Below are 11,793 nucleotides of genomic sequence, written 5' to 3' on the forward strand. Positions count from 1 at the left end.
CATTTCATTGAAATAAGAAACCCATGGAAGTCACCCAGATCGTCTTGGCCAGTCGGCCGAAAGGAAACCCTACGCCAGAGAATTTCAGGTTTGAGAAAACGGCCTTGCCCGAGGTACAGGAAGGCCAGGTTAGATTAGAACCGCTGTACATTTCCGTTGACCCCTACATGCGCGGCCGCATGAACGATGCCAAATCGTACACGCCGCCGTTTCAGGTAGACGCCCCGCTGGAAGGTGGGGTAGTGGCCAAAGTACTGGAATCTAAGAGTGAGCATCTTGCCGAAGGGGATGTGGTGCTTGGTGCTTTGCCTTGGGCCACCCAAACCATAGCCGATGCTAAAAAGCTCCAAAAGATTGACACGAATCTGGCGCCCGCCAGTTACTATTTGGGTATTCTGGGTATGCCCGGCCTAACCGCCTACTTCGGGTTGCTGGACATTGGCCAGCCGAAGGAAGGCGAGACGGTGGTGGTGTCTGGCGCAGCCGGGGCTGTGGGCGTAGTGGTAGGCCAGATTGCCAAACTCAAAGGCTGCCGAGTGGTAGGCCTGGCCGGTTCAGATGAAAAGGCCCAACTGCTGAAAAAGGAATTCGGGTATGACGAGGTCATCAACTACAAAACCACCCAAAACCTACGCGCTGATTTAAAAGCCGCTTGCCCCAACGGCATAGACGTATATTTTGACAACGTGGGCGGTGAAATCACTGATGCCGTTATCTCGCTCATCAACTTCCACGCCCGCCTGGCCATCTGCGGCCAGATTGCCCATTACAATGATGAAAAGCCCCAAATGGGACCACGTTTCCTGCCGCTGATCTTAACCCGTAGCGCACTCATTAAAGGCTTTATCGTGAGTAACTACCACGCCCGCTTCCCGGAGGCCATGCAAGAACTAGCCACCTGGGTGAAAGAGGGCAAACTCCATTACCAGGAAACCATTGTAGAAGGCTTTGACAAATTGCCTGAAGCTTTTCTGGGATTATTTACTGGTCAGAACCAAGGTAAAATGCTGGTGAAGGTGTAAGCGTTTATTTCAAGAAGAAAAGAAAAGCCCTCACAGGATTACAGTTCCTGTGAGGGCTTTAGCGTTTTAAGCCCGTTTTTCTGAAAACAGGCCAAAATGTAGAAAGGGATTTTCTTTTATAGTTTCACGCATTTCGTCCCCCTTTGAAGGGGGTAGGGGGATGACCAAAGGCAGTTGTTTATAGCGGAGGCTTCCTGTCTGGGAGCTTCTTCCCCCATCATCCTAACCTTCTCCCTCAGGGAGAAGGAACTGCGTTTTTCTGTTTTGGGCCTGCTTTACAGAAAACAGCCTTAAAACAGGTTACGCCAGAAAGATTACGCCAACAACTCCGCAATAGCCTTGTCCACCTTCTCAAACTGGAAGCCGTCCAGCACCTCGTCCATCAGCCCTTTAATCTCTGCCGTGCACAGGTTGCCAATGCTGCCTTCGTGCGTGTGATGCACTTTTTCAGGCCGTTCAAACTCACCTTTCTCAATGGCGAGGCCCACGTTTTTGTAGGCATCTCTAAACGGCACGCCGCTCAAGACCTGGTTGTTCACCACTTCCACGCTGAAGAGGTACTGGTATTTCTGGTCTTGCAGAATGTCTGGGTTCAGTTTGAGATGCGGCAGCATGAAGGTCATCATCTCCAGGCAGTTCCTGATTTCAGTGAAGGCCGGGAAGAAACTTTCCTTGAGCAATTGCAGCTCACGGTGATAGCCCGAGGGCAGGTTGCCCAGCAGCATCTGAATCTCGGTGGGCAGCGCCTGTAGGCGGTTGCACTTGCCGCGCATGATTTCAAACACGTCGGGGTTCTTCTTGTGCGGCATGATGCTGGAACCGGTGGTCAACTCGTCTGGTAAGGTCACAAACGCGAAGTTCTGGCTCATGTACAGGCACACATCCATGGCCATACGGCCGAGGGTGCTGGCCACAGAGGCCAGGCCCATGCTTACGCTCCGCTCGGTCTTGCCGCGGCCCATCTGGGCGTACACCACGTTGTAGTTCAGCGCCTCGAAACCCAGCAAATCCGTCGTCATCTGACGGTTCAACGGGAAGGAGCTTCCGTACCCAGCCGCCGAGCCCAAGGGATTCTTGTTGCTGATTTTGTAGGCGGCCTGCAGGAGTAGCAGGTCGTCTACCAGGCTCTCGGCATATGCGCCAAACCATAACCCAAACGAGGAGGGCATGGCCACCTGCAAGTGGGTGTATCCAGGCAGCAGAAGGTCTTTGTTCTTCTCACTGAGCTCCTGCAAGGTGGTAAACAGCGTGTGCACCGCCTCTACCGTCTGCCGTATCTCATGGCGGATGAACAGTTTGAGGTCCACCAGTACCTGGTCGTTGCGGGAACGGCCGCTGTGGATTTTCTTGCCCGCTTCGCCCAAACGGCGCGTTAACAAAAGCTCCACTTGCGAGTGCACGTCTTCCACGCCCGGTTCAATTTCAAACTCACCGCGTTCAATGCTTTGGTAGATTTCCTTAAGTTCGCGCTGCACGGCGTCCAGGTCTTCCGGTTCCATGAGCCCGATGCTCTCCAGCATACGCGTGTGCGCCAGCGAGCCCAGCACGTCAAAAGGAGCCAACTGTAAGTCCATTTCGGCGTCTTTTCCCACGGTGAATTTCTCAACGTTCTGCGCCACGGAGGTTTCTTTCTGCCAGAGTTTCATGCTAAGCGGTAATTACGGGTGTCAATAATTGTATGTACAGGGCGATGCCCTCTTCCAGTTCTGAAAGGTAAATAAATTCATCGGCGGTATGCGAGCGCGCCGAATCCCCCGGCCCCACCTTCACCGAGGGGATGTTCAGCAGCGCTTGGTCCGAAGTAGTTGGGGAGCCGTACAGCTTCCGGCCCAATTGAATGCCCGACTGCACGATGGGGTGGTTTTGGTCAATGGACGAGGGCCGCAGTCGGGTGGACCGGGGCGTTACCTCACTTTTCACGTGCTCCCTGATGATGCTCAATACCTCCTCAGGCTGGTAAGCATCTGTCATGCGCACATCCACTGTGAAGGTGCATTGGTCGGGCACCACGTTGTGCTGGGAGCCAGCCTGAATAATGGTGACGCTCATCTTCACGGGGCCAAGAAAGCTGGACTCCTTCGAGAAGCGGAACGTGCGGAACCATTCTATATCAGGCAGCGCCTCATAGATGGCATTCACACCTTCCTCGCGGGCCGCGTGTCCGCCTTTTCCGTGGGCCACGCAATCCAGCACCATCAGGCCTTTTTCAGCGACGGCCAGGTGCATTTGGGTAGGCTCGCCTACCATCGCAAACTCTATTTCGCCCAGTTCTGGGTATACCAGTTCAATACCGTTCCTCCCGGAGATTTCTTCCTCGGCGGTAGCGGCCATCACCAGGTTATAGGTTAAATCTGTGCGCTCATAGAAGTGCAGGAAGGTGGCCATCAAGGCCACCAAACAACCGCCCGCGTCATTGCTGCCCAGGCCAAAAAGTTTGCCGTCTTGCACCGTAGGCGTGAACGGGTCAAACGTCCAGCTGGGGTGCGGCTTCACCGTGTCATGGTGTGAGTTCAAGAGCACCGTAGGCAAACTAGGGTTGTAGTACTTGTTAAACGCCCAAACGTTGTTCTGTTTGCGGTGAATCTCCACGCCTCTGGCCTGCAGGAACTGCGCAATCGCATCCGCCGTGCCCGCCTCCTCGCGGCTGAAGGATTGGATAGAGATAAGCTGCTGGAGCACGTGGAGAGCGTCTTGGTATAAAGTGTTGGTCATTTAGTGATTTGATACTCTTGCTAATTCTCACCTTTGAAGGGGCGAAGAGTGATGATTACGTTTGGTAATGTCGTCTTACTGTTTTAAGCCTGTTTTCACCAAAACAGGCTTAAAACAGTAAGACGTATGGAGACCTGGCAATTTCTAGTCTCTACTTCTCGTCAGTATATAACTTCTCGGCTTTCTGGGCCGAGGTCCGGATGCCTTTAATCATGGCGGAGCTGAAGCCGTTGTGCTCCATCTCGTTTAGGCCGGCAATGGTGCAGCCTTTGGGTGAGGTCACTTTGTCAATCTCATTCTCCGGATGACTTCCGAAGTGCAAGAGCAAGGTGGCTGCGCCTTTGGCCGTTTGGGCCGCCATGCGCAGCGCATCGCCGGCATGGAAACCAATCTCGGTGCCGCCCTGGGCCGCTGCCCTGATGGAGCGCAAAAAGAAGGCAATACCGCAGGCCACCAGCGCCGTAGCCGAGGACATGAGTTCTTCCTCAATTTCCACGGTTTCGCCCACGGCAGAGAAGATGTCTTTTACCAGTTCCATGTTCTGCGGGGAGGCGTTCTTGCTGGCAATACAGGTCATAGACTGCTGAATGGCGATGGCAGTGTTGGGCATAGCCCGCACCACTTCCACTACTTTGCCCAGGCGCGTCAGAATGTCGGTCACGGACACGCCGGTCACGATGGAGATGAACAGGTGGCGGCTGGGGGCAATGCTCTCAGAGATGGTATCCAGCACGCTGTCCAGTTGCTGCGGCAGAATACTGAGCACGATGATGTCGGCCTCAGACACAGCCAGGGCGTTGTTGCTGGAGGCGCGGTAGCCCTGGGCCACCATTGCGTCTAAAAGCTTGGTGTTGCGGCGGGTGAGGGTAATGTCCTCGGCACGGTACTTCCCGGAGGCCACCATGCCCTTCGCCAGGGCAATGCCCATGTTGCCGCCGCCCAGGATGGCTATTTTCTTGTACTGTTCACGCATGGTTCACATGGTTGTAGCCGATGTTCTGGCTGAATTTCTACTGTTGTGATTGCAAGGAAACCAATTTCCAGTGGTTAAAGCCGTTTTGGGCCTGTTTTCCGGAAAACAGGCTCAAAACGTTTCTGGCAGAGACACTCGTAGGAGCTGCGCACACTACGAGGTCTTTTGAGTAAGCGCCCGCTGCGTAATGGTTGGCTTAACGGCATAGGTTTTCAAATCCTTGCACATTTTGTGTTTAGCGACTGTTTTTGAAAAGCAGCCCAAAAACTTTATTCTTAGTGCTATGACCTCGTAGTGTGCTTAGCTCCTACGAGTGTCTTATAACGTTATCCGGGTTCCCGCCTTTCCACCGGCAGCGATGTCCTGCAGGTCAGCGGCATCGCCAATAATAACCGCCTTTACGCCTTGCTCCAAAGCGGCAAACGCATTGTCCAGCTTGGGCAGCATGCCCGCGAAGATGGCGCCTTTGTCTTTCAGTTCCTGATAATAACTGGGTTGCAGGTGGTGAATCACGCTGGTTTCGTCGGTTACATCCAGCAGCACGCCTTTCTTCTCGAAGCAGTACACCAGGTTCACCTCAAATTGGCGGCTCAAAGATACGGCCAGGGTGGAGGCAATGGTATCGGCGTTGGTGTTGAGCATGTTGCCTTCGCCGTCATGGGTGAGGGCCGCAAACACTGGCACAATGCCCTGTTGGGCCAGCGACGCCAGAAAGGCCACGTTCACCTGGTCGGGACTTTCCACGTCACCCACAAAGCCGTAATCAATGTCTTTGACCGGGCGCTTGTGGGCAGGAATAACATTGGCATCTGCCCCGGTCAAGCCCAGCGCGTTACATTTACGGGCTTGCAATTGGGCCACCAGGTTCTTATTCAGCAAACCGCCATAGACCATGGTCACCAGGTGCAGGGTGTTAGCATCCGTGACCCGACGGCCATTTATCATGATAGGCTCCATGCCCATTTTCTTGCCTATCTCAGAGGCAATGGTTCCGCCGCCGTGCACCAGCACCTTAAAGCCAGGCACCAGCGCGAAATCCGTCAGGAACCGCTCCAGGTTGTCGGCGTTGTCCAGCACGTTGCCGCCTATTTTGATGACGCTTATTTTTTGAGACACAGGATGTAAGACATAAGATGTAAGACTCTCAAATTTTGCTCTTCCGGATTTCTAATCCGGGAGCATTCGGTCGGGGATTTCCTAATCCCCGTTTCAGCGAATTTTGCTATTGATTCCCAGTGGATTGGAAATCAACAACAGTGAGGTTCGGGATTAGAGATCCCGAACAGCGAATTATCCTTCTCTTTTTCTGTCTTCCTGAAAGGACCTCGGTAGCGAACGGTTATAGCGCTAACTACAATGTCTTTCTAGTTCGCCCAAAAGGTCCTTTCAGGATGACAAGGAGGGGAGGTCTACTGTTACTGAATTCCTTCCAGCAACCGCTTCAGCACTGCTTGCGCAGCAAATTCACGGTTGGCGGCTTCCTGCACTACCAGAGAATTAGGACCGTCCAGAATCTCATCGCTGAGCTCCACGTTGCGTCTTACCGGCAGGCAGTGCATCACTTTGGCGTTGTTGGTATTGACCAGATGCTGATTCGTGAGCATCCAGGAGGCGTCTTGCGTGAGCACCTCTCCGTAGTTAGGCTGGTACGTGGACCAGTTCTTTACGTAGATGAAATCCGCGTCTTGCAGGGCTTCCTGCTGGTTATAGGTGATGGTGGCGCCGTTGGTGAACTGCGGGTCTAGTTCATAGCCTTCGGGGTGCGTGATGACGAAATCCACGTCGGCGGCGCACATCCACTCGGCAAAGGAGTTGGGTACGGCCTGCGGTAAGGCCTTCACGTGCGGCCCCCAGGTCAAGACCACCTTCGGCCGACGGCCTTTGGGGGCATGCTCTGTAATGGTGACCAAATCTGCCAGACTCTGCAACGGGTGGCGCGTAGCCGATTCCAGACTCACGAAGGGCACGTTGGCGTACTGGATGAACTTCTTGAGGATTTCCTCAGAGTAGTCTTCCTGTACATTCTGCAACTTAGGGAACGACCGAAGGCCCAACACATCGCAGTATTCGCCCATGACGGCGGCGGCGTCTTTGATGTGCTCTACGGTGGTGCCGTTCATGATAGCCCCGTCCTGGGTTTCCAGCGCCCAACCTTCCTGGCCCATGTTCATGACCATCACGTTCATGCCCAGGCTCTGCGCGGCTTTCTGGGTGCTGAGACGGGTACGTAAGCTGGGGTTCAGGAAAATAAGGCCCAGCGTTTTATGCTTGCCCAGGCTTTCATGGGCGTATGGATGCTGTTTTAGCACCAGCGCTTCGCGCACCAGGGCATCTAAATCTTCTACGTCGTGAACGGAGGTGAATTGCTTCATATTTTATGTGGATGTTAGACGCTTGATTTTAGATATTAGACTTCGGGTTTAAAAAGTCTAATATCTAAAATCAAGCGTCTAGTGTCTATTTTACTAAGGCTGCAAACGCCTCTAAGAACCGGTCAATCTCGGCTTGCGTCACGTTCAGGGCGGGCAGAATCCGGATGGTATTTTTGTTGGAGGCCGAGCCGGTGAAGATGCGGTACTGGTCCAGCAGGGCCTTGCGGAGCGGGGCGCAAGGGCCTTCCAGTTCAATGCCCACCATGAGGCCCTGACCGCGTACTTCGCGCACGCCCGGTAAGGCTTTGGCTTTCTCCATCAGGTATTGGCCCATGCGGGAGGCGTTTTCTATTAGGTTTTCCTGCTCCATCACTTCCAGCACCGCCAAAGAAGCGGCGCAGGCCAGATAATTGCCTCCGAAGGTGGTGCCCAGCATGCCGTGTTTGGCCGGAAGCTCCGGTGAAATCAGCACGCCGCCCACCGGGAAACCGTTGCCCATGCCCTTGGCGATGGTAATCAAATCTGGCCGGATGCCCGCGTGCTGGTGCGCAAAGAATTTCCCAGACCGCCCGTAGCCCGACTGTACCTCGTCCAGAATCAACAGCGCACCGTGTTTCTTGGCCAATTTTTCCAAATCCTGCAAAAACTGAGGCTCGGGAATCACCACGCCACCCACGCCCTGGATTCCTTCAATGATGATGGCGGCCACTTCATTGGAAGACAAAACTTCCTCCACCGCGGCGGTGTCATTCATGGGCAGGAACACCACATTGCCAGATTCATTGACTGGGGCCACAATGGTAGGGTCATCCGTAGCGGCTACTGCCGCCGAGGTTCTGCCGTGAAACGACTTCCGGAAAGAGATGATTTTCTTGCGGCCGGTATGGAACGAAGCCAGTTTAAGGGCGTTCTCGTTCGCTTCGGCGCCAGAGTTCACCAGAAAGAACTGATAATCTTCGTAGCCACTCAGTTTGCCCAGTTTATCAGCCAGTTCCTGCTGCTGCGGAATCTGCACCGAGTTAGAGTAGAAACCGATATTATTCAGTTGGTCAGAGAGCCGCTTAACGTAATGCGGGTGGCTGTGGCCAATGGAAATCACGGCGTGTCCGCCGTACAAATCCAGGTATTCGGTGCCGTTGGCGTCCCACAGCTTGGAGCCGAGGGCCTTCACGGGCGCTATATCAAATAGGGGGTAAACGTCAAAGAGATTCATGTAGAAGATGCTAGATTTTAGACGTTAGATGTTAGACTTTTCTGTTTCGGGTCTATTTTTCGGAAAACAGGCCCGAAACAGCATTTTATATGTTGCTGGCACGAGGCTTCAGCCTCAGGTACCAATTGCTTTACTATGGCACGGAAGTAACTTCCGCGCCATAGTATTTTGAAAGGCAACTACTCTTTGTCATCCTGAAAGGACCTTGTGAGCGAACTGTATAAGCGTTTACTACAACGCTACTCTAGCTGGCCCACAAGGTCCTTTCAGGATGACAGTAAGGGTGGGTAGCAGTGGGTCAGTTGTCTATTTCAAACCTATTAAGTTTTCAAAACTCACAGGATTTTGCGTTTTAAGCCCGTTTTCCTCAAAACAGTCTTAAAACGCCTCCCCAGAAATCCTTTACACCAATGGGAGGCTAAAACCCGATGGCCTTCAACTGCAAGCCGGCCCTTTCCTCCAACCCAAACAGCAAGTTCATGTTTTGCACGGCCTGGCCACTGGCACCTTTCAGGAGGTTGTCAATGAGGCTGGTGATGACCAGTTGGTCGTTGTGCTTCTCTATATATAGGAGGCACTTGTTCGTGTTCACCACCTGCTTCAGGTCCGGGTTACTATCCGTAAGGATAGTGTACGGGTGTCCTTCGTAGAACTGCCTGAACAGTTGCTGGGCCTCCTCCAAACTCAGGTCAGAGGTGAGGTAGGTGGTACAGAGAATACCCCGGCTGAAGTTTCCGCGGTAGGGCACAAACCGGATGGCCGTGTCCAAATCCCCTTGCAGCGCTTGCAGGCTCTCGGTTATCTCCAGCAAATGCTGGTGCCCGAACACCTTGTAGCTGGAGATGTTGTTGTTGCGCCAGCTGAAGTGCGAGGTCTCGGCCAGTTTCTGGCCCGCGCCGGTAGAGCCCGTGATGCCGCTCACATGTACCTCGGCGGGCAGGGCCCCGTTTTGCGCCAGCGGGAGCAGGGCCAGCTGAATAGCAGTGGCGAAGCAGCCGGGGTTGGCTACGTTGGCGGCGGTCTTAATCTGCTCACGGTTCAGCTCGGGCAGGCCGTACATAAAGGCCCGGTTACCTAGAGAGGACTTCGCCGCGAGGCGGAAATCCTGGCTCAGGTCAATGATTTTCACCGTGTCCGGGAGAGGGTTGGCGTCCAGGAACTTCCGGGCATCGCCGTGGCCTACGCAGAGGAAGAGCACGTCTACGTCGGTGCCCAGTTCATTGGTGAATACCAACTCCGTATCGCCCACTAAATCGGTGTGGGTGGCGGTGACGGGTTTGCCGGCCTGGCTGTTGCTGTGCACAAACCGGATATCTGTGTGCGGGTGGTGCACCAGCAGGCGCAGCAGCTCACCACCGGTGTAGCCTGCCCCGCCTACTATGCCCACGCGTATCTTATTATTTTGCATCCTCTTCGCCGTTGATTAAGCGGTACATCATGGTCTGGTTCCCGAAAATCTTGGAGAAACCTTTCACGTCTTCGCCAGACCAAGCATTGTTCATCTCACCGTAAGACCCAAACTTAGACGACATCAAATCATGGTCTGACTCAATACCTTCTACCTGGAAGCGGTAGGGCGCCAGCCACACGTGTACTTTCCCGGTCACGGTTTTCTGCGTGTCGGTCAGGAAGGTCTCAATGTTGCGCATGGTAGGGTCCAGGAACTGGCCTTCGTGCATCCAGTTGCCGTACCAGGTGGCCAGGCTGTCTTTCCAGTACAGTTGCCACTTGGTGAGGGTGTGTTTCTCCAGGGCGTGGTGCGCTTTGATGATGACCATCGGCGCAGCCGCCTCAAAACCCACGCGGCCTTTGATGCCGATGATGGTGTCGCCCACGTGAATGTCGCGGCCAATGGCGAAGGCCCCGGCAATCTCCTGCAGCTTCTGAATTACGTGCACCGGGTTGTCAAACATTTCATCGTTCAAGCCCACGGGCTCGCCGTTTTTGAAGTGCAGCGTGATGCGCTCGGGCGTTTCTTTGGTCAGTTGGGTAGGGTAGGCTGTTTCCGGCAGTGCCTGGTGCGAGGTCAGGGTCTCCTTGCCACCCACCGAGGTTCCCCAGATACCTTTATTAATAGAGTACTGCGCCTTCTGGAAGTCCATCTCCACGCCCCGCTCTTTCAGGTAAGAAATTTCCTCCTCGCGGGACAGTTTCAGGTCCCGGATGGGGGTGATGATTTCCACGTTGGGAATGAGGATGTTGAACACCATGTCAAACCGCACCTGGTCGTTGCCGGCACCGGTGCTGCCATGGGCCACCGCTTCGGCGCCTACTTTCTGCGCGTACTTGGCAATGGCCATGGCCTGCGAAATCCGCTCCGCGCTTACCGATAGGGGATAGGTGTTGTTTTTCAGCACATTCCCGAAAATGAGGTACTTCAGGCAGGACTGGTAGTAGTTGTCGGTTTCGTCTAAGGTTACGTGGTTTTTCACGCCCAGATTCTCAGCCCTTCGGGCGATTTCCGCCAGTTCCTCCTCAGAGAAGCCGCCGGTGTTCACAATGGCCGAATAGATTTCATAACCTTGTTCCAGCAGGTACTTCACACAGAAAGATGTGTCTAAGCCGCCACTGAACGCGAGAACTACTTTTTTCATATTGGTAATGAGTGATTGAGTGAATGTAAGAATGAGTGAATGTTTGATGAGTGATTGAGTGATAGAGTGAATGAGTGAATAATTAAAAAAATATTCACTCATTCACTCTATCACTCAATCACTCATTGTCTTTGGGCGGCACAAAGAGCATGGCGGTGCAGAGGCAGTTGCTTCTACCTTTGGCGGTCAAGATGTCAAAGTTTACGCAGCTGCGGCAGCCTTTCCAGAACTCCTCGTCGTTGGTGAGCTCTGAATAGGTCACGGGGCGGTAGCCCAGGTCTGAGTTGATTTTCATGACCGCCAGCGCCGTGGTTAACCCAAAAATCTTGGCGTGCGGGTATTTGGTGCGGGAAAGCTCAAAGATTTTCTCTTTGATGCGCTTGGCCAACCCGCTCTTGCGCAGGGTAGGGGACACAATGAGGCCTGAGTTGGCCACGTACTCGCCGTGTCCCCAAGTCTCAATGTAGCAGAAGCCCGCCCAGGTACCGTCGCTTTTAAACGCGATGACGGCTTTGCCTTCGGCCATCTTCTTGGCCACGTAGTCAGGGGAGCGCTTGGCAATGCCGGTGCCGCGGGCCTTAGCCGAGGCTTCCATCTCATCGCAAATCTGCTGGGCGAAGGGCGTGTGCTCTTCCGTAGCCACCACCACCGTGAAGTCGTTTTGAGGAGTTTCCATGGAAACAGGTGCAATGGGCTGCAACTCTACAGCCGAAGCGTACATACGCATTGCTATATGGGTTTGATATAATAAATAAAATGAAAGGGGTGTACCCAATGATAACATTGGCATACAGAGATGAGTCCGGTTTGGTTGTAGTGCACAACCGGGCCAGGGGCCTAGCGCCTGGGTCGGGTAAGGTAAATAGGTTGATTAAAAACTGTTCTGGGAAGAACAGAAAAAAGCGTA

The 11,793-nt window shown here is 53.8% G+C and carries 9 protein-coding genes and 1 pseudogene; 1 reads left to right on the plus strand and 9 read right to left on the minus strand.

Annotated features, from left to right (window positions below; genetic code table 11):
* Positions 1-23: 23 nt before the first annotated feature.
* Positions 24-1,022, plus strand: a complete 999-nt coding sequence (locus ACYVJQ_RS03930; protein ID WP_460891755.1) for an NADP-dependent oxidoreductase — start codon at positions 24-26, stop codon at positions 1,020-1,022.
* Between the two features lie 314 nt (positions 1,023-1,336).
* On the opposite strand, the gene argH is transcribed toward ACYVJQ_RS03930, so the two are convergent.
* From argH to ACYVJQ_RS03975, 9 genes and pseudogenes are all read right to left on the minus strand, one after another.
* The gene (gene argH / locus ACYVJQ_RS03935; RefSeq protein ID WP_460891756.1) at positions 1,337-2,668 is read right to left on the minus strand and encodes an argininosuccinate lyase; all 1,332 of its coding nucleotides are present in this window, start codon (positions 2,666-2,668) and stop codon (positions 1,337-1,339) included.
* Between the two features lies 1 nt (position 2,669).
* Positions 2,670-3,734, minus strand: a complete 1,065-nt coding sequence (locus tag ACYVJQ_RS03940; protein WP_460891757.1) for a M20 family metallo-hydrolase — start codon at positions 3,732-3,734, stop codon at positions 2,670-2,672.
* A gap of 151 nt (positions 3,735-3,885) precedes the next feature.
* Positions 3,886-4,707 (minus strand): pyrroline-5-carboxylate reductase, encoded by an 822-nt coding sequence (gene proC / locus ACYVJQ_RS03945; protein WP_460891758.1) that lies wholly within the window; start codon positions 4,705-4,707, stop codon positions 3,886-3,888.
* Between the two features lie 318 nt (positions 4,708-5,025).
* Positions 5,026-5,823, minus strand: coding sequence for an acetylglutamate kinase (gene argB / locus ACYVJQ_RS03950; protein ID WP_460891759.1), 798 nt, complete (start codon positions 5,821-5,823; stop codon positions 5,026-5,028).
* A gap of 299 nt (positions 5,824-6,122) precedes the next feature.
* Positions 6,123-7,079, minus strand: coding sequence for a Rossmann-fold NAD(P)-binding domain-containing protein (locus ACYVJQ_RS03955; protein WP_460891760.1), 957 nt, complete (start codon positions 7,077-7,079; stop codon positions 6,123-6,125).
* A gap of 85 nt (positions 7,080-7,164) precedes the next feature.
* Positions 7,165-8,292 carry an aspartate aminotransferase family protein gene (locus ACYVJQ_RS03960; protein WP_460891761.1) on the minus strand — a complete coding sequence of 376 codons (1,128 nt, stop codon included), beginning with the start codon at positions 8,290-8,292 and terminating at the stop codon, positions 7,165-7,167.
* 418 nt (positions 8,293-8,710) lie between these two features.
* A complete protein-coding gene (gene argC, locus ACYVJQ_RS03965; protein ID WP_460891762.1) occupies positions 8,711-9,700 on the minus strand; it encodes an N-acetyl-gamma-glutamyl-phosphate reductase in 990 nt (329 codons plus the stop codon).
* Positions 9,690-10,886, minus strand: a complete 1,197-nt coding sequence (argG, locus tag ACYVJQ_RS03970; RefSeq protein WP_460891763.1) for an argininosuccinate synthase — start codon at positions 10,884-10,886, stop codon at positions 9,690-9,692. The genes argC and argG overlap by 11 nt, the downstream gene beginning before the upstream one ends.
* Positions 10,887-11,016: 130 nt before the next feature.
* Positions 11,017-11,562, minus strand: a pseudogene (locus ACYVJQ_RS03975) (GNAT family N-acetyltransferase); the annotation flags it as partial.
* Between the last annotated feature and the right edge of the window lie 231 nt (positions 11,563-11,793).

The organism is Rufibacter soli, assembly GCF_054781795.1.

What these genes read in the sequence shown, in the direction of transcription:
- ACYVJQ_RS03930 (WP_460891755.1), top strand. Translation starts at nt 24, where the DNA reads ATGGAAGTCACCCAGATCGTCTTGGCCAGTCGGCCGAAAGGAAACCCT.
- argG (WP_460891763.1), bottom strand. Translation starts at nt 10,886, where the DNA reads ATGAAAAAAGTAGTTCTCGCGTTCAGTGGCGGCTTAGACACATCTTTC.
- argH (WP_460891756.1), bottom strand. Translation starts at nt 2,668, where the DNA reads ATGAAACTCTGGCAGAAAGAAACCTCCGTGGCGCAGAACGTTGAGAAA.
- ACYVJQ_RS03960 (WP_460891761.1), bottom strand. Translation starts at nt 8,292, where the DNA reads ATGAATCTCTTTGACGTTTACCCCCTATTTGATATAGCGCCCGTGAAG.
- ACYVJQ_RS03955 (WP_460891760.1), bottom strand. Translation starts at nt 7,079, where the DNA reads ATGAAGCAATTCACCTCCGTTCACGACGTAGAAGATTTAGATGCCCTG.
- ACYVJQ_RS03940 (WP_460891757.1), bottom strand. Translation starts at nt 3,734, where the DNA reads ATGACCAACACTTTATACCAAGACGCTCTCCACGTGCTCCAGCAGCTT.
- argC (WP_460891762.1), bottom strand. Translation starts at nt 9,700, where the DNA reads ATGCAAAATAATAAGATACGCGTGGGCATAGTAGGCGGGGCAGGCTAC.
- proC (WP_460891758.1), bottom strand. Translation starts at nt 4,707, where the DNA reads ATGCGTGAACAGTACAAGAAAATAGCCATCCTGGGCGGCGGCAACATG.